This is a genomic window from Arthrobacter sp. M71 S08 (assembly GCF_059089725.1).
Genome location: NZ_JBNHEY010000001.1, coordinates 810,310 through 828,313 on the forward strand (window position 1 = coordinate 810,310; position 18,004 = coordinate 828,313).

General features: G+C 65.7%; 17 protein-coding genes. 14 read left to right on the top strand and 3 right to left on the bottom strand.

Features of this window, described 5'->3' with window-relative positions:
• Nucleotides 1-38 precede the first annotated feature (38 nt).
• The 10 genes from argC to AC5RTB_RS03835 all read left to right on the top strand — a co-directional run bounded on the left by argC (nt 39) and on the right by AC5RTB_RS03835 (nt 10,626).
• A complete protein-coding gene (argC, locus tag AC5RTB_RS03790) occupies nt 39-1,070 on the top strand; it encodes an N-acetyl-gamma-glutamyl-phosphate reductase (RefSeq protein WP_494059723.1) in 1,032 nt (343 codons plus the stop codon).
• Nucleotides 1,067-2,236: a bifunctional glutamate N-acetyltransferase/amino-acid acetyltransferase ArgJ gene (argJ, locus tag AC5RTB_RS03795; protein ID WP_494059724.1), complete on the top strand. Its 1,170-nt coding sequence runs from the start codon at nt 1,067-1,069 to the stop codon at nt 2,234-2,236. Before argC ends, argJ begins: the two co-directional genes overlap by 4 nt.
• A gap of 58 nt (nt 2,237-2,294) precedes the next feature.
• Complete coding sequence (argB, locus tag AC5RTB_RS03800) at nt 2,295-3,206, top strand: acetylglutamate kinase (protein ID WP_494059725.1); 912 nt, start codon at nt 2,295-2,297, stop codon at nt 3,204-3,206.
• Nucleotides 3,207-3,223: 17 nt separating this feature from the next.
• Nucleotides 3,224-4,519 carry an acetylornithine transaminase gene (locus AC5RTB_RS03805; protein WP_494059770.1) on the top strand — a complete coding sequence of 432 codons (1,296 nt, stop codon included), beginning with the start codon at nt 3,224-3,226 and terminating at the stop codon, nt 4,517-4,519.
• A complete protein-coding gene (gene argF / locus AC5RTB_RS03810) occupies nt 4,516-5,460 on the top strand; it encodes an ornithine carbamoyltransferase (protein WP_494059726.1) in 945 nt (314 codons plus the stop codon). The genes AC5RTB_RS03805 and argF overlap by 4 nt, the downstream gene beginning before the upstream one ends.
• The gene (locus AC5RTB_RS03815; RefSeq protein WP_494059727.1) at nt 5,457-6,017 is read left to right on the top strand and encodes an arginine repressor; all 561 of its coding nucleotides are present in this window, start codon (nt 5,457-5,459) and stop codon (nt 6,015-6,017) included. Before argF ends, AC5RTB_RS03815 begins: the two co-directional genes overlap by 4 nt.
• 68 nt (nt 6,018-6,085) lie before the next feature.
• Nucleotides 6,086-7,288 carry an argininosuccinate synthase gene (locus AC5RTB_RS03820; protein WP_490890914.1) on the top strand — a complete coding sequence of 401 codons (1,203 nt, stop codon included), beginning with the start codon at nt 6,086-6,088 and terminating at the stop codon, nt 7,286-7,288.
• A gap of 3 nt (nt 7,289-7,291) precedes the next feature.
• Nucleotides 7,292-8,755: an argininosuccinate lyase gene (argH, locus tag AC5RTB_RS03825; RefSeq protein WP_494059728.1), complete on the top strand. Its 1,464-nt coding sequence runs from the start codon at nt 7,292-7,294 to the stop codon at nt 8,753-8,755.
• Between the two features lie 65 nt (nt 8,756-8,820).
• Nucleotides 8,821-9,600, top strand: a complete 780-nt coding sequence (locus AC5RTB_RS03830; RefSeq protein ID WP_494059729.1) for a maleylpyruvate isomerase family mycothiol-dependent enzyme — start codon at nt 8,821-8,823, stop codon at nt 9,598-9,600.
• 159 nt (nt 9,601-9,759) lie between these two features.
• Complete coding sequence (locus AC5RTB_RS03835) at nt 9,760-10,626, top strand: SRPBCC domain-containing protein (protein WP_494059730.1); 867 nt, start codon at nt 9,760-9,762, stop codon at nt 10,624-10,626.
• Here AC5RTB_RS03835 and AC5RTB_RS03840 read toward each other — a convergent pair.
• The gene (locus tag AC5RTB_RS03840) at nt 10,593-11,123 is read right to left on the bottom strand and encodes a methylated-DNA--[protein]-cysteine S-methyltransferase (protein ID WP_494059731.1); all 531 of its coding nucleotides are present in this window, start codon (nt 11,121-11,123) and stop codon (nt 10,593-10,595) included. The genes AC5RTB_RS03835 and AC5RTB_RS03840 overlap by 34 nt on opposite strands.
• Nucleotides 11,120-12,640: an AlkA N-terminal domain-containing protein gene (locus tag AC5RTB_RS03845; protein ID WP_494059732.1), complete on the bottom strand. Its 1,521-nt coding sequence runs from the start codon at nt 12,638-12,640 to the stop codon at nt 11,120-11,122. Before AC5RTB_RS03845 ends, AC5RTB_RS03840 begins: the two co-directional genes overlap by 4 nt.
• A gap of 92 nt (nt 12,641-12,732) precedes the next feature.
• Between AC5RTB_RS03845 and AC5RTB_RS03850 the strand changes: the two genes are divergently transcribed.
• The 4 genes from AC5RTB_RS03850 (at nt 12,733) to tyrS (ending at nt 17,616) form a co-directional block, all read left to right on the top strand.
• Nucleotides 12,733-13,422 (top strand): DNA-3-methyladenine glycosylase, encoded by a 690-nt coding sequence (locus AC5RTB_RS03850; RefSeq protein WP_494059733.1) that lies wholly within the window; start codon nt 12,733-12,735, stop codon nt 13,420-13,422.
• Nucleotides 13,419-13,946: an adenine phosphoribosyltransferase gene (locus tag AC5RTB_RS03855; RefSeq protein WP_494059734.1), complete on the top strand. Its 528-nt coding sequence runs from the start codon at nt 13,419-13,421 to the stop codon at nt 13,944-13,946. The genes AC5RTB_RS03850 and AC5RTB_RS03855 overlap by 4 nt, the downstream gene beginning before the upstream one ends.
• Nucleotides 13,947-14,028: 82 nt before the next feature.
• Complete coding sequence (locus AC5RTB_RS03860) at nt 14,029-16,281, top strand: HelD family protein (protein WP_494059735.1); 2,253 nt, start codon at nt 14,029-14,031, stop codon at nt 16,279-16,281.
• A 12-nt stretch (nt 16,282-16,293) separates the two neighbouring features.
• Nucleotides 16,294-17,616 carry a tyrosine--tRNA ligase gene (gene tyrS, locus AC5RTB_RS03865; RefSeq protein ID WP_494059736.1) on the top strand — a complete coding sequence of 441 codons (1,323 nt, stop codon included), beginning with the start codon at nt 16,294-16,296 and terminating at the stop codon, nt 17,614-17,616.
• Nucleotides 17,617-17,724: 108 nt separating this feature from the next.
• Here tyrS and AC5RTB_RS03870 read toward each other — a convergent pair.
• Nucleotides 17,725-18,004: hypothetical protein (locus AC5RTB_RS03870; protein ID WP_494059737.1), on the bottom strand; the 280-nt coding region annotated here is incomplete at its 5' end.

Below are 18,004 nucleotides of genomic sequence, written 5' to 3' on the forward strand. Positions count from 1 at the left end.
TATGTGTTGTAGTGAATACTTACTGTACGATGGTGCGCATGAGTATTTCGGTAGCGGTATCCGGAGCAAGCGGCTACGCCGGGGGAGAGGTCCTGCGCCTGCTTTCCACTCATCCGGATGTGACGATCGGTGCGATAACGGCACACAGCAGCGCGGGGAGCCGACTCGGTGAGGTCCAGCCTCACCTGCACTCGCTCACGGACCGCATTATCGAGGAAACGAACACCGAAAACCTCAGTGGCCACGACGTCGTTTTCCTGGCGCTGCCGCACGGCGCCAGTGCCGAGGTTGCGGCCCAGCTGCCTCCGGAGGTCCTCGTCATCGACGCCGGTGCGGACCACCGGCTTGAAGACGCCGACGCCTGGCACCGCTTCTACGGTTCCCCGCATGCCGGCACCTGGCCCTACGGACTTCCGGAGCTTCCGGGCGCCCGCGACGAACTGCGGGGGGCCCGCCGTATCGCCGTCCCGGGGTGCTACCCGACCAGCGCCCTCCTCGCGCTCACTCCCGGGTTCACCGCGGGACTGCTGCAGCCTGACGACGTCGTCATTGTGTCCGCGTCCGGTGCCTCCGGCGCAGGCAAGGCGATGAAGCCGCACCTGCTCGGCTCCGAGATGATGGGTGGGATGAGCCCGTACGGAGTCGGCGGCAGCCACCGGCACACCCCGGAGGTCGAGCAGGGGCTGGGCTGGGCCGCCGGCACCCCCGTCACCGTTTCCTTCACGCCAACCCTCGCTCCGATGTCCCGCGGCATCCTGACGACGGCGACGGCGCGCGTTGTCCCCGGCACAACCGCAGCGCAGCTGCGGGAGGCATGGGAAGCCGCATACGACGACGAACCTTTCGTCACGCTGCTGCCTATGGGTCAGTGGCCCGCCACCAAGTCGGTCCTCGGGTCCAACGTTGCGCAGCTCCAGCTGGCCTTTGACGAGCACGCTGGCCGGGTGATCATCAGCTGCGCCATCGACAACCTCACCAAGGGCACCGCCGGCGGCGCTGTGCAGTCCATGAATATCGCCCTCGGTCTACCCGAGACCACGGGCCTGACCGGATCAGGAGTTGCTCCGTGAGTGTTACCGAACCGCAGGGATTCCGCGCCGCAGGCGTCGCAGCAGGACTGAAGTCGACCGGCGCACGTGATGTCGCCGTCGTCGTCAATGACGGCCCGCACCACCACGCCGCAGCAGTCTTCACCTCCAACCGGGTGGCAGCCGCGCCGATTCACTGGTCACGCCAGGTGGTTTCCGACGGGCGCGTGGACGCCGTCGTCCTCAACTCGGGTGGAGCGAATGCCTGCACCGGCCCGGAGGGTTTCCAGAACACCCACCGAACCGCTGAATTCACCGCGGAGGCGCTCGGCGTCTCTGCCACCGATGTCTTCGTTTGTTCCACGGGCCTCATCGGCGAACAACTGCCCATGGACAAGCTTCTGCCCGGGATCAGTGAGGCAGTGGGCCACCTGTCCGAGGGTGGCGGCCGCGCCGCAGCTGAGGCGATCATGACCACCGACTCGGTGTCCAAGACAGCTACCTACCCGGCCACACCGGATGATCCGAGCGAGGGCTACTCCATCGGCGGTATGGCAAAGGGAGCGGGCATGCTGGCACCGGGCCTGGCAACCATGCTGGTGGTCCTCACCACTGACGCCGTGCTGGACTCGGCCGTCCTCGACACGGCGCTGCGCGCCGCGACCCGCGTCACCTTCGACCGCGCCGATTCGGATGGCTGCATGTCCACCAACGACACGGTGGTGCTGCTCGCCTCCGGCGCAAGCGGGGTGCGCCCGGATCCCGCGCAGTTCGCCGAAGCCCTCACGGAGGTCTGCTTCTCGCTTGCCCACCAGCTCATCGAGGACGCCGAAGGCGCAAGCCACACCATCGCGATCCGGACCATCAACGCGGCCACCGAGGAAGATGCCGAGGCCGTCGGCCGCTCCGTGGCCCGCTCCAACCTGTTCAAGGCGGCCATTTTCGGTAAGGATCCGAACTGGGGCAGGGTACTGGCAGCGGTTGGAACCACTGATGCGGCCTTCGAACCCGACCGCCTCGATGTAGCCATGAACGGCATTCAGATCTGCCGAGACGGCGGAATCGGCGCACCCCGGGAACTGGTCGACCTCAGCCCACGCCTCGTGACCGTCGAGATCAACCTCAACGCGGGCTCCGAGACGGCAACAATCTGGACGAACGACCTCACGCACGAATACGTACACGAGAACTCTGCCTACTCGAGCTGACGCCGGAAAAGTCAACGCCGGGAACGCCAACGCCGAGGACGCTGAGTCGAAGGATCACATGAACACTCTGAACGCTGCACAGGACAAGGCGGCAACCCTGATCGAGGCTCTGCCCTGGATCCAGCGGTTCGCCGGCACCACCATGGTCATCAAGTACGGCGGTAACGCCATGGTCAACGATGAACTGCGCCGCGCCTTCGCAGAAGACATCGTCTTCCTTCACCATGCAGGGATCCACCCCGTAGTGGTACATGGCGGCGGACCACAGATCAACGGCATGCTGGACCGGCTCGGCATCACCTCCGAGTTCAAGGGCGGACTGCGTGTCACCACACCGGAAGCCATGGATGTGGTGCGCATGGTGCTCACGGGGCAGGTAGGCAGGGAACTGGTCGGCCTGATCAACTCGCACGGTCCATACGCCGTTGGACTCTCCGGTGAGGACGGCGGCCTCCTCCGGGCCATCCGGACGGGCACCGTGGTCGACGGCGAGGAAGTCGACCTCGGCCTCGTCGGGGAAGTGGTCGGAGTGAACCCGGCAGCAATCCTCGACATCCTTGAAGCCGGCCGCATCCCGGTGATCTCGACCGTCGCCCCCGAGATCGACGGCACGGGCAGCGGAACGGGGCAGGTCCTCAACGTCAACGCCGATACCGCCGCAGCAGCGCTCGCGGAAGCCCTCGCTGCATCGAAGCTTGTCATCCTGACCGACGTTGAAGGCTTGTATTCCAAATGGCCCGACCGCACGAGCCTCATCTCCTCGCTCACCGCGGCTCAACTGAGGGACCTTCTGCCCAGCCTCGAATCGGGAATGATCCCCAAGATGGCCGCATGCCTCAAGGCAGTCGACGGGGGAGTGGAGCGCGCACACATCGTCGACGGACGGTTGGCGCACTCGATGCTGCTCGAAATCTTCACCGCAGCCGGGATAGGCACCGAGGTAGTGCCGGACGAGGACGTGATCGCGTGAGCACCAGCGAATCCTCGATCGAAAGCGCAGCCGCGTCAGCTCTCGTCGACCCGGCGAAGGGCAATGAGTGGCTGCAGCGTTATTCGAACGCCGTTCTCGGGGTCTTCGGCACCCCACAGCGGGTGCTGGTCCGCGGGGCCGGCTGCCTGGTCTGGGATGCCGACGGCAAGCAGTACCTCGACCTGCTCGGCGGGATCGCCGTGAACGCTCTGGGCCACGCCCACCCCTTCGTCACCTCGGTGATCTCCTCACAACTGGCGACCCTGGGTCACGTCTCGAATTTCTTCACGAGCCCCACGCAGGTCGCGCTCGCTGAGAAGCTGCTGTCCCTGTCCGGCGCTCAGGCGGGGTCCAAGGTGTTCTTCGCGAACTCCGGTACGGAGGCCGTCGAGGCGGCGTTCAAGCTGGCTCGCCGCAACAGCACATCACCCCAGGATGGAAAACACCGGACCCGTATCCTTGCGCTCGAGGGCGCATTCCACGGCCGGACCATGGGCGCCCTCGCGCTGACGGCCAAGCAGGCGTACCGCGAGCCGTTCGAACCGCTTCCCGGCGGCGTCGAGCACCTGCCGTTTGATGACCTGCAGGCGCTGGAGGCAGCAATCGATGAGTCCGTTGCCGCCGTCGTCCTTGAGCCGATTCAGGGCGAGGCCGGCGTGCGTCCGTTGAGCATCAGCTACCTGCAGAAGGCCCGCGAGTTGACCAGGAAGGCCGGCGCGCTGCTGATCCTGGACGAGGTGCAGACCGGAGTGGGCCGCACCGGGCGTTGGTTCGCCCACCAGGCCAGCGGAATCACGCCCGATGCCATGACCCTGGCCAAGGGCCTGGGCGGCGGTTTCCCGATCGGTGCGCTCGTGACTTTCGGACCTGAGGTTTCGGCGCTGCTGACACCGGGCCAGCATGGAACCACCTTCGGCGGAAATCCGGTCGCTACGGCCGCTGCGCTTGCCACCGTGCATGCGCTGGAGGGAGGTGCCGTGCTGCAGAACGCCGACGACGTCGGAAGTTTCCTCCGCAGCAACCTCGCCGGTGTGCACGGGGTGACGGAGGTTCGCGGTGAGGGCCTGCTGATCGGTTTCGACCTCGACGGCGACTACGCGGCCGCAGCTGTGACGGAAGCACTCACCCGCGGGTTCATCATCAACGCGCCCACACCGCACACGCTGCGGCTCGCCCCGCCGCTGATCCTGACCCGCGCAGAAGCCCGGAGCTTCCTCGATGCGCTGCCGGGAATCCTCGACACCGCGCGCGCCGCCGGCGCACAAGACGGCGCACAAGACACTGCAGAACAGAGTACGGAGACTCCCGCATGACCCGCCACTTCCTTGTCGACACCGACCTCAGCCAGGCCGAACAGAACGAGGTCCTCGATCTCGCACTCGAGCTGAAGAAGGCGCCGTACTCAAACTCCACGTATGCAGGTGAAGGCGCCGGACGCAAGACCGTCGCGGTGATCTTCGACAAGACATCCACACGTACCCGCGTGTCCTTCGCCACCGGGATCGCGGACCTCGGCGGCGTGCCGCTCATCATCGGCGCCGGTGAATCGCAGCTTGGCCACAAGGAATCAATAACGGATACGGCCAGGGTTCTTGATCGGATGGTCTCCACCATCGTCTGGCGCACGTATGCACAGGCAGGGCTTGAGGAGATGGCTGCGGCCTCATCCGTACCCGTGATCAACGCGCTCTCCGATGACTACCATCCATGCCAGCTGCTCGCCGATCTGCTCACCATCCGCGAGCACAGGGGACAGCTGGCGGGCCTCACCCTGTCCTACTTCGGAGATGCCGCTAACAACATGGCGAACTCGTACCTGCTCGCCGGCGTGACCGCCGGCATGCACGTGCGCATCGCCGGTCCGGAGGGCTATCTTCCTGAGCAGCGCATTGTCGAGGCCGCGATGGAACGCGCCGCGGAAACCGGCGGTTCAGTCCTCATCACCACCGATGCGGCAGAAGCAGCGGCCGGCGCCGACATCGTCGCCACTGACACCTGGGTATCCATGGGCCAGGAAATCGACGACCACGCCAAAGCCGCTCGGTTCGAACTGTTTCGTCCGTACGCAGTGGATGAGGCGCTGCTCGCGCAGGCCGCGGCCGACGCCGTCGTACTCCACTGTCTGCCCGCTTACCGCGGGTATGAGATTTCCGCCGGGGTCATCGACGGACCGCAGTCCCTCGTCTGGGATGAGGCGGAGAACCGCCTGCACGCGCAGAAGGCGCTCATGGTGTGGCTTATGGAGCGCTCGTGACCTCCCAGCCCTCCGCCGGTCACCCCCATGGGCAACCGACGGGGCAGCCCACTGGTCAGCCAACAACGAAAACGGCCCGCCAGGCCCGGATCACCGCCCTGCTGACCGCGCAGTCGGTCCGGTCCCAGTCCGAACTGGCGGACCTGCTCGCTGACGGCGGCCTCCAGGTCACCCAGGCCACGCTGTCCCGGGACCTCGTGGAGCTCGGCGCCGTGCGCGTCCGCGGCAAGGACGGCGCGCTCGTCTACGCCGTACCGGGCGAAGGCGGCGGCCGTGCTCCCCAGAGCGGCGTGACCCAGGAGATCCTCGACAGCAGATTGTCCCGGCTGTGCGGTGAGCTCCTTGTCACGGCGGAAGCCTCCGGGAACCTGGTGGTCCTGCGAACCCCGCCGGGGGCCGCAAACTTCCTGGCTCTGGCCATCGACCATTCGGTCATGCCGTCTGTACTCGGTACGATCGCCGGAGACGACACCATCCTGCTGGTCACACGCGACCCCGCCGGCGGTGCGGACGTCGCCGCCCGGTTTCTACAGTTTGCGCACGAAGCCGCGTCCTAGACGCAACATATCTGACGAACCACCGAACATTCCACCGAAATATTCATTGAACAAGAGGAGCTATTGAAGTGACTGAACGCATTGTCCTTGCCTACTCAGGCGGACTGGATACGTCGGTGGCCATCGGCTGGATCGCCGAAGCAACCGGAGCTGAAGTGGTGGCTGTAGCCGTCGACGTCGGACAGGGCGGCGAATCGCTCGAGACCATCCGCCAGCGCGCGCTGGGCTGCGGCGCCGTCGAAGCCTACGTCGCTGACGCACGCGATGAGTTCGCAAACGAATACTGCATGCCCACCCTGCGGGCCAACGCACTTTACATGGACGCGTACCCCCTCGTCTCGGCCATCTCCCGGCCGGTCATCGTCAAGCACCTCGTCGCCGCCGCCCGCGAATTCGGCGCGTCAACCGTTTCGCACGGCTGCACCGGCAAGGGCAACGACCAGGTCCGCTTCGAGGTCGGAATCCAGACCCTCGGTCCGGACCTGAAATGCATCGCTCCCGTCCGCGACCTCGCTCTGACCCGTGACAAGGCCATCGCCTTCGCTGAGGAGAAGGGCCTGCCCATCGAAACCACCAAGAAGAACCCGTTCTCGATCGACCAGAACGTCTGGGGACGCGCCGTCGAAACCGGCTTCCTCGAGGACATCTGGAACGGTCCCACCAAGGATGTCTACGATTACACCGATTCCCCCGAGTTCTCACCCGCGGCGGATGAAGTGGTCATCACCTTCAAGGAAGGCATCCCGGTAGCGATCGACGGCCACGCCGTCACACCGCTGCAGGCCATCGAGGAACTGAACCGCCGCGCGGGCGCCCAGGGCGTGGGCCGGATCGACATCGTCGAGGACCGCCTCGTGGGCATCAAGAGCCGCGAAATCTATGAGGCACCGGGTGCGATGGCGCTCATCACCGCTCACCGCGAGCTGGAGAACGTCACCGTTGAGCGTGAGCAGGCACGGTTCAAGAAGACGGTAGACCAGCGCTGGACCGAGCTGGTGTATGACGGCCAGTGGTTCTCGCCGCTGAAGCGTTCGCTCGAAACCTTCATCGACGACACCCAGCGCTACGTTTCCGGCGACGTCCGGATGGAACTGCACGGCGGGCGGGCCACCGTGACCGGGCGCCGGTCCGACGTCGGGCTCTACGACTTCAACCTGGCCACCTATGACACGGGCGACACGTTCGACCAGTCCATGGCCCGCGGGTTCATTGAAATCTTCGGCCTGTCCTCCAAGGTGGCCTCGGGCCGCGACCAGCGCGCAGGTAAATAAGCAGTGACGGAGGCACACGGTACGGACGTACAGGGCACGAACGCTCACGGCACCAACGAAGGCTCGCTGTGGGGCGGCCGCTTTTCAGGCGGCCCCGCGGATGCCCTCGCAGCGCTGAGCAAGTCCACGCACTTTGACTGGCGCCTTGCCCGTCACGACATCTCCGGGTCACGGGCGCATGCCCGTGTCCTGCACCGTGCCGGCCTGCTTGACGACGGCGAGCTGACCGGCATGCTGTCCGCCCTGGACGCGCTCGACGACGATGTCCGCATGGGCGCGTACGTTCCCGCGGAGTCCGATGAGGACGTGCACGGTTCACTCGAGCGCGGCCTGATCGAGCGGGCGGGACCCGCGCTCGGCGGGAAGCTCCGGGCCGGCCGCTCACGGAATGATCAGGTGGCCACGCTCGGGCGGATGTACCTGCGCGAGCACGCACGGATCATCGGCGCCGGCGTCCTCGCCACCATCGACGCGCTGGTGGGGCAGGCGGAGGAGCACCTCGAGGTCCCGATGCCCGGCCGGACGCACCTGCAGCACGCGCAACCGGTGCTGCTGAGCCATCACCTGCTTGCCCACGCCTGGGCGCTGCTCCGCGACGTGCAGCGGCTTCAGGACTGGGACCGCCGGGCGGCTGTGTCGCCCTACGGTTCGGGTGCGCTGGCTGGATCGTCCCTGGGCCTTGATCCTGAAGCGGTCGCTGCCGAGCTCGGCTTTGATTCTGCGACGCATAACTCGATTGACGGAACCGCAGCACGAGACGTCTACGCGGAATTCGCCTGGGTAACCTCGATGATCGGTGTAGACCTCTCACGCGTCAGCGAAGAGGTCATCATCTGGGCGACCAAGGAATTCTCCTTCGTCACGCTGGATGACTCTTTCTCCACCGGATCGTCGATCATGCCCCAGAAAAAGAATCCCGACGTCGCCGAACTGGCGCGAGGCAAGGCGGGCCGGCTCATCGGAAACCTGACCGGTCTGCTGGCAACGCTCAAGGGACTGCCGCTTGCGTACAACCGGGACCTGCAGGAGGACAAGGAACCGGTGTTCGACGCCGTTGACACCCTTGAGGTCCTCCTCCCGGCCGTCTCGGGCATGATCGCGACGCTGACCTTCAACACGGAACGCATGGCTAGCCTCGCGCCGCTCGGGTTTGCCCTGGCCACGGATGTGGCGGAGTGGCTGGTTCGCCAGGGCGTGCCGTTCCGTGAGGCGCACGAGCTCTCCGGTGCTGCGGTAAAGCTCGCCGAGAGCCGCGGTATCGAGCTCTGGGATCTGACCGACGAGGATTACGCCGGAATCTCCCCGCACCTCACTCCCGGTGTCCGTGAAGTGCTCACCGTCGAAGGCTCACTGAACAGCCGCGACTCACAGGGCGGAACCGCGCCGGCCGCGGTGCGCCGGCAGCTGGAAGCCCTCGCGGCGCAGGTGGATGACGTACGGTCGGTGCTGATTCCGTCCCAGGGGTAGGAAAGGTAGGGGAGGCTGCGGGTATCCTCGGGACAAGCCGCCCGATCACAACCCGGAGGATGTACGTGAATATATCGCAGCCCGTAGCTCCCGAGAACCTGCCCGAAGACCTGACGCAGCAGCTGCCCGGACGGTTGGCCGACGCCGGCCGGGAGTTGCTCGCTGCGGCAGCCGGGCTCGACGACGCAACACTCGCGGCGCCGTCGGTCCTTCCCGGCTGGAGCCGGGCTTTCGTTGTCGCGCACGTCGAGGGCGTGGCCAGGGCAATGACGCGGCAGCTTGAGTACGCCGCACGCGGAGAAACAATCGAGTTCTACGATGACGGCTTCGACGGCCGGGTACGGGACATCGAACGGCGTGCCCAGCGCCCCGCCGACGAGCAGCTGCAAAGCCTCACCGACGCCGTGACTGCAGCTGTGGCTACCTTCGCGGGAGTGCAGGGCAGCGAGTGGGACGCAGGCATCGCCTACCGGAACGGCACAGTCCGCGACGGCGCGCTGGCCATGTGGCGGGAACTGGTCATTCACGCGTCCGACCTGGATCTTGGGCGCACATCGCTGGACTGGGACAATACCTTCTGCCATTACCTGCTCGGATTCCTCGCTGCCCGCGTCCCGGATGGGATGGCCCTCAAGCTCCAGGCCCTGGGCGAACAGCCGCGCACCCTGACCGACGGATCAGGAACGCCCGCGCGCACCGTCGTCGTCACCGGCTTGCTGCAGGACATCGCCGCCTGGCTTGCCGGCCGGAAGCCCCTCGGGGGCCTGAACGCAACTGCAGCAGCGGACGGCGTCGACCTGCCCGAGCTTCTGCCCTGGCCGGCGGCGGTTCCGCCACGCGCCTGACGGCCGCCCCGCACGAGGCAGCCCCGGTACCCGCTGCCGAAAGATCTTCGATCCGGTATGGAAGGCCTTATCAGCAGTCCGGCACTGCGCTAAGTTGGTAAACACCCGAGCGCAGGATACCGAAGGCAGAACCGAAGCTGGAAGGCACAGGCACAGGCCATGACGTCCGAAGTTGATCGATCACCGGCTCAGTCGGTGGTGCCTCTTGGCCGCATAGAACGGCTGAGCGACGGCTACGTGCTCGCCTTCGACCGGCAGTTCGATTACCCCCGGTCATACATCTGGAACCTCTTGACCGACCCGGACAAGGCACGGCTATGGCTCGGCGAACTCAGCGGCGGCTGGGAACTGGGAAAGGAATACTCCCTCGATATGGGTGGGGGAGCAAGCACCGGTACCGTGCTCCAACTCAACCCGCCCACCAGCCTCCAGATCACCTGGGATGATGCCCTGGGCCTCGAATCGATCCTTGAGTGGCGCGTTCTGGAAAGCAATGGCGGCACGCTCCTGCAGCTGCGCGCCCGGTCGGAGACAGCAGACTTCCTGACCGAGGGCGCCGCCGGCTGGCAGCAGATCCTCGCCGCGCTTGAGGACGTCGCGGCAGGCCGGGAACCAGCACCGGAAGGGGACTGGGCGGCCCTTCGGGACGCCTACGCCGCCGAGTTCGACGTGTCCAACACGATGGGCTGGATCGAAACGTACGACGGCGTCACCATGGTCCATTTCGACCGTCGCCTCAATTCCACCCTGCCCCTCGTCAAGGACGCGCTTACAGCGGATCCCGAACAGCAGCCAAGGGTCGAGCAGGCGGAAGTGGACTTCACCGCCGACGGCGGCACTACCAGGGTGGCTGTCCGCCACGTCGTGGATGACCAGTCCGAGGCTCCGGCCTTGCTGGCACAGTGGCACGCTCATCTGGACGCCGTGGCGGTGTCAGTGGATGGAGACCGTCCACACACGAGCATGCGCAAGCTGCACGCCCTTGAGGAGTTCTACCGGGCGATGCTCACCGATTCTGCGGGCTGACCGGCAGCTTTCTCCCGGGCCAGCAGGCTGGTCTTGACCGCGACACCCCAGCGGAAACCGCCGAGGGTGCCGTCCGTCCGGATGACGCGGTGGCACGGGACAAAAAGTGCTGCGGCGTTGAACGCGCAGGCTCCGGCGGCGGCTCGGATCGCGGCGGGCCGCCCGGCCAGCCGCGCATATTCCGAGTAAGTCACCGGTTTGCCGGGAGCCACCGTTCGCAGCACCTCCCAGGCGTGGCTGCGGAACGGCCCCGATAACTGATGCACGGGGACCGTTTCGATGGCGGCGAGATCGCCGTCGTAATAGGCAGAGACGGCATCCGTGATGAAGGCGAGGCTCGAAATCAAGCGGACTGGTTCCGCCCTGAGCTTCGGGTGAATCTGGCCGGTCAACTCTGAGAGTTCCGCTGTCCAGCCGGACGCGAGGACCGCGCCATTGCGCTCCACGACCGTGAACGGTCCGTCCGGGGTGGAGACTGTCGTGGTCTGAATGGTCATGATGCCAGAGCCTTTCTCGTGGTGCCGGTCGCTTCACGGGACTGTTGCGGCTTTTCAGAGGCGATGCGCCAAAGATGCATGGTGGCGTAGGAGCGCCAGGGACTGAACTGTTCGAACCACGCGGCCGCGGCCCCGGCGTCGGCGGGCCGGCCGAGGAGCCGTGCGTAGCCCGTCCGGACCGCTGCGTCGTTATTGAGGTGGATGTCGGTAGCCCCCAGAATCCGCATCGCGGCGTAGCGGACAGTCCACGGCCCAACCCCCGGTAGCGGCAACAGTTTTTCCGCCAGCTCTCCGGGAGTGTCTTCGACACCGATCGACAGGCTTCCGTCCGCAAGAGCGGCTGCGGCTTCCAGCAGGCTGGCCTGACGCCGTGCCGGCCCCTTCAGGAACGGGCCCGCTCCCTCCGCAAGAGCCGCGGCCGTGGGGAACAACCGACTATGGCCTAGACGACCCAGCTTCGACGGTTCGCCCAGCGCGCTCAGTCTATTCAGTACGCCGGTGGCAGCGGCGACGGTGATCTGCTGGCCGACCATCGCGCGGATGAGGATCTCGTGCGGGTCCACCGCACCGGGCAGCCGGATGCCCGGAGACCGGCGCACCCGCGCCCGCAGGGAGGGCTCCGCTGAGAGTACGTCGTCAATGGCTGTCGGGTCAGCGTCGAGATCGAACAGCCGGCGAATGCGCGACAGCATCACGGGCAGGTCCTTCAGGTGCTCGACCGTCACGGAGACGGCGAGTCCTCCGCGTCCCTGTTCGGCCCTGAACCAGCCCTCCCCGCCGGGCAGGCGGAGAACGCGGGCGTAGCTGGCTGGATCTGCCTGCTCAATCCCTTCAATGGCGCGGGCGTCCAGGAAGGAGAAGATGCCGTCGTCGTAAGGGGTTCGTGCGGGCAGCGTCAGACTCAGCGACGTCATGGTCGGGCACGCAGGCGACCCGGCGGCTGTCGAAGCGTGCGACAGGGTACGGCTCCGAAGCCGCAACTGCGAGGGGGTGAGGTCGTAGACCTCCTGGACCGTCTCGTTGAACTGCCGGATGCTGTTGAACCCGGAGGCGAATGCGACGTCGGAGAGCGGCATATCGGTGGCAGTGAGCAGTGTCCGCACCGTTTGTGCACGGGAGGCGCGTGCCAGCGCCAGCGGGCCGGCGCCGAGTTCGTGGTGGAGTATGCGCCCAAGTTGCCGGGCGGAGTAGCCCAGCCGGCGCGCCAGCCCGGGAACGCCGCTGCGGTCAATCTCGCCGTCGGAGATCAGCCGCATGGCCCGCGCGGCGGTGTCCGAGCGCAGGTTCCACGCGGGGGTACCGGGCACCGCTTCGGGCAGACATCGCTTGCACGCGCGGTAACCGGCCTCGTGGGCCGCCGCGGAGGTGGGATAGAACGTGACATTGGCCGGTTTGGGAGTGCGTGCGGGGCAGGACGGGCGGCAGTAGATCCTCGTCGTGGCGACGGCGGTGACAAACTGCCCGTCAAACCGGGTGTCCCGCGATTCGATCGCCCGGTAGCGCTGCCAGAAGTCCATGGGTCCATCCTCGCAGGCTGCCGGATGCGCTGCTAGCGGAAATCGGACATGACCGTGCACGGTGCGTCCCGCCGCCTTGATACGGTCTTTCGGTGGATCCAGCACTACAGCGCACCCGGCTTGCGCATCCGGCTATCGAAGTCGCGCCGCTTCTGCTGGGAGCGCACCTCACGCACAACGACGGCGCAGAGCCGGTCACGGTGCGCATCACCGAAGTAGAGGCGTACATGGGATCCGAGGATCCCGGATCGCACGCCTTCCGCGGGCAAACCGCGCGCAACGCCACCATGTTCGGCGAGGCGGGTCATCTGTACGTGTACTTCACCTACGGAATGCACTACTGCGCCAACGTGGTCTGCGGGTCACCGGGCAGCGCGACCGGCCTGCTGCTGCGCGCAGGGGAAATCGTCGGGGGGCTGGACACAGCCCGACGCCGTCGCAGCAACCCCCGTCTCGACCGGGATCTCGCGCGCGGTCCGGCACGTCTGGCGCAGGCTCTCGGCATCGACCGGGCGCTGGACGGCGCGGACGTGTTCTCCGATCGTCTCCACCTCCTGCTGCCTGACCATCCAGCTGACCCGTTGCGCCTGCAGACCGGCCCGCGTGTGGGAGTGAGCGGCCCCGGCGGGTCCAGGGCCTACCCCTGGCGCTACTGGCTGGCGGGTGAATCCAGCGTGTCGGTGTACCGGCCGGCCGCCAAGCCGCGCGGCGCGCGGCTGGCCGCGGACCCGGTGCGCAGCGCAGTCACCCGCGAAGCACCAGGAAGTTCAGGAACGCCATGACAGTACAAACCACCAGGGACCTCATCCTTTCGCACTGCGCGAGCGTGCCCGATTTCCCCGTGCCCGGGGTGACCTTCCGCGACCTCACGCCCGTTTTCGCGGACCCGGCGGCCTTCGCCGCCATCATTCCTGCCCTGATCAAACCGTTCGAGGGCAGGTTTGACCGCGTCGCGGGGGTCGAGGCGCGGGGGTTCATCCTTGCCGCCGCCGCGGCCTATGCCTCCGGTACGGGAGTGACTGCCGTGCGCAAACCGGGAAAGCTGCCGCGTGAGGTCCTGAGCGAAAGCTACGCCCTCGAGTACGGGAACGCGGCAGTGGAAATTCACCGTGACGAGTTCGCCCCGGGCACCCGTGTACTGCTGCTCGACGACGTCCTCGCCACCGGTGGAACCCTCGCCGCAGCGGCCCGGCTGCTCGAACGCGCCGGAGCGGAAGTAGTGGGAGCCGCCGTCGTATTGGAACTGGAAGGGTTGGGAGGCAGGTTGGCTGTGCCGTCTCCCGTTCACGCGCTGGTAACCATTTAGCAGTGTCTTAGGCGGACGCTCATGGAAATTCGCACTCAGGGGGATAGAATTGACGGTCCGCCTTGGCGAGAGGGAACGCGCAATGCCTGAAATGTCAGTAGCACGGAACGAACTGGAACACGAGCGCGGCTACGTGGCCGGTCTGTACCAGCGGCTTGATGAACTGCGCGCCGAGAAACAGCGCCAGCTGGATCAGGTGCGCCGCACCATATCCTCCGGTTCCCACCAGAACCGGTCCGAGCGGGACGCGTTCGCCACCATGTACGAGGACCGGCTCGCGCAGTTGAACGCCGTCGATGACCGGCTTGTCTTCGGGCGCCTGGACCTGGATAACGGCGATGAACGCTACATCGGCCGTATCGGGCTTTCCACGGAGGACCTGCAGCAGCTCATGGTTGACTGGCGGGCACCTGAAGCCGGCACGTTCTACCAGGCAACTGCCTTCGAACGGATGGGGGTTCGCCGTCGGCGCCACCTGATCCTCTCCAAGCGGGACGTCGTGGCCATCGAGGACGACGTCCTCGACGCATCCATGCTGACCGACGCGGACTCGCTCCAGGGCGAGGGTGCGCTGCTGGCAGCGCTGAACTCCCGGCGCACCGGCCAGATGTCCGACATCGTGGGCACCATCCAGTCCGAGCAGGACCGCATCATTCGTGCGCCGTTGCCCGGCGTCGTCGTCGTCCAGGGTGGTCCTGGCACAGGAAAGACCGCCGTTGCGCTGCACCGGGCTGCCTACCTGCTCTACACCCACCGGGAGCGGTTGAAGTCGGCCGGCGTGCTGCTGGTCGGGCCCACGAGCGCGTTCATGAAGTACATCGAGCGCGTGTTGCCCTCTCTGGGCGAAACCGGAGTAGTGATGTCCAGCATCGGCAATCTCATGCCGGGCATCCACGCTCTTCCGGAATCTTCAGAGAAGGTGGCAGAACTCAAGGGCAGGCTGGACATGGCGGGCGTCGTCAAGCAGGCGGTCGCCAACAGGCAGCGCATCCCGGCCGAAAACCGAAAGCTCAACGTCGAGGGCACCATCCTGATCCTCACGCCCCGTCAGGTCCGCCGTGCCCGGGATCGCGCCCGCGCCACCGGGAAGCCGCACAACGAGGCACGCGCCACCTTCGTGAAGATCATGCTGCGCGAGCTCACCGAGCAGCTGACTGAACAGCTTGAAGAATCGTCGGGTCCCGGAAACACGGCCGATCGCTCCTACCTCACGGAAGATATCCGGACCTCGCGGGACGTGCGGATAGCGCTCAACCTCGCCTGGATGCCCATGACGCCGGAGAAGCTCCTGCGCGATCTCTTCGCCAAGCCGGCGCAGCTCGAGGCGGCTGCACCGCACCTCAGCGATGCTGAGCGGCAGTTGCTGTACCGCTCGGAAGACACGCCCTGGACGGAGGCCGATGTCCCGCTGCTCGATGAGGCTGCGGAGCTGCTGGGAGAGCTTGACGCGTCAGCCGGACGCAACGCGGCGGAGAAGGAACAGGAACGACGCCGGGACCTCGCCAACGCTGAGCGGGCGCTTGAGAACGTCAGTGGCACGCTCGAAGACGCCGGCGTTGACGGCATGCTCAGTGCTGAGGCACTTGCGGAGCACAACACCGTTTCTGAATCCCGGCTTACGGCTGCCGAACGCGCGTCCGGCGACCGTACCTGGGCCTATGGGCACGTGGTGGTCGATGAAGCGCAGGAGCTTTCGCCGATGCAGTGGCGGCTGCTCATGCGGAAATGCCCCCTCAAGTCCTTCACGATCGTGGGTGACATCGCCCAGACCAGTTCGATAGCAGGCTCCCACTCCTGGCAGCAGGCTCTCGAGCCGTTCGTCGGGGATCGCTGGCAGCTCGAAGAACTGACAGTGAATTACCGGACGCCTGCCCAGATCGCCGAGGCCGCAGTGCGCATGGCCAACGCGGCCGGGCTGGTGGTGTCTGCTCCGAAGGCGGTCCGGGACGGACGGTGGGACCCGGTGATAGACCGGGTATCCGAGCTGGAAGCTGCAGTCATCGCTGCGTTGCCGGAGGAACTGGACGCCATAGCTGACGGTCTCCTTGCCGTCATTGCGCCGGCGCGTGTCGTTGAGAAGGTCCGGACCGCCGTAACAAGCGTGTACGGCAAGCGGGTCGGCCAGGGTGCGGGCGGGCTGGGCCAGGACATCGTCGTGACCACGCCCCGGGAGGCCAAGGGCCTGGAATTCGACGGTGTGGTGGTTCTCGAACCAGCCGAGATGCTGAAGCAGGAGGCTGTTCGGGTGGGGGACCTGTATGTCGCCATGACCCGCCCGACGCAGCGCCTTCGCCTCATCTCGACGGGTGGAATTCCCGAGGGCATTGAGGGCTGATATTTTGAAGCAGTGCAACAACCTACCGAAGCGGCGCATCCGGCCGTGAACCAGCAGCAGAATGACAACTCCTTCGAGAACCTCTGGCAGGAGTTGAAGTGGCGTGGGTTGATTCATGTTTCCACCGATGAGGCGGAACTGCAGAAGCTGCTCGCGGGTGATCCGATCACGTACTACTGCGGTTTCGATCCCACGGCGCCGAGCCTGCACCTCGGCAACCTGGTCCAGCTGCTGACCATGCGCCGGCTGCAGCTCGCCGGCCACAGGCCGATCGGGCTGGTGGGGGGCTCCACAGGATTGGTGGGGGACCCGCGGCCGTCAGCTGAGCGCACCATGAACACCAAGGAGACCGTGGCCGAGTGGGTCGGGTACCTCGAGGGACAGGTGCAGCGGTTTTTGAGCTTTGAGGGCGACAACGCCGCTCGAATGGTCAACAACCTGGACTGGACGGCGCCCATGAGCGCCGTCGATTTCCTGCGCGATGTCGGTAAGCACTTCCGCGTCGGCACCATGATCAAGAAGGAAACCGTTGCCAAGCGCCTGAACTCCGAGGAGGGCATCAGCTACGCGGAGTTCAGCTACCAGGTCCTGCAGGGGATGGATTACCTCCACCTGTTCCGTGACCACCAGTGCGTACTGCAGACCGGCGGTTCCGACCAGTGGGGCAACCTGACCAGTGGGACGGAACTCATCCGCAAGGTCGAGGGCAAGAACGTCCACGCAATCGGAACGCCGCTGATCACCAACTCGGACGGCACCAAGTTCGGCAAGAGCGAGGGCAACGCCGTATGGCTGGATCCGGCCATGACCACGCCGTACGCGATGTACCAGTTCTGGCTGAATACCTCCGATGCCGATGTCATCGACCGGTTGAAGGTTTTCACCTTCCGCGGCCGTGCCGAGATCGAGCAGTTGGCGGAGTCTGTTACGAACCGGCCTCACCTGCGTGAGGCGCAGCGTGCGCTGGCCTTTGATGTGACCTCCCTTGTTCACAGTGTGGAGGCCACGGAGAAAGTGATTGCGGCTTCCGCCGCGCTGTTCGGGCAGGGTGACCTGACAGAGCTGGATGAAAATACCCTCCGCGCTGCCACGGCGGAACTTCCCACAGCAAAGGTCGACGGCGGCGGCCTCGGTATCATCGATCTCCTGGTGGCTAGCGGGCTGGCTCCGAGCAACTCAGCTGCCCGCCGCACGGTCGCCGAAGGCGGCGCCTACGTGAACAACGAGAAGGTCTCCGATCCCGACGCGACCGTCGGTTCCCAGCAGCTTTTGCACGGCCGGTTCCTGCTGCTTCGTCGCGGCAAGCGGACGCTCGCAACCGTCGAGGTCGGCTAGTTTCGGCCCGTCCGGGGCCAATCCGAGGACGACTTGCACGAGGCCGGAAGGCCGTGTAATGTTTTCTGAGTCGCCGCCGCTGAGTGGCGACAAACCCCCTCCTAAATTTCAAGTGGTTCGGGTGTGCGCTAAGCGCAACAGCCCAAAGCCAGGCGATTTGTGGTGGGCGGATTTGAATTGTTTACGTAGAATCGGGCAAATAAGCCGATTTGACAGAAACAAATCAAATGAAATAGATTTAGAAACACCGCAGCACGAAAATGTAAATAAAAATTTATAGATTACGTGAATTGCTTCTGTTGTTTGAGAACTCAATAGTGTGCCATGTTTGTTGATACCGATTGTTTTTTGATTGGTTGATTTGCTGGTCGTTGCACTTCGGTGTGGT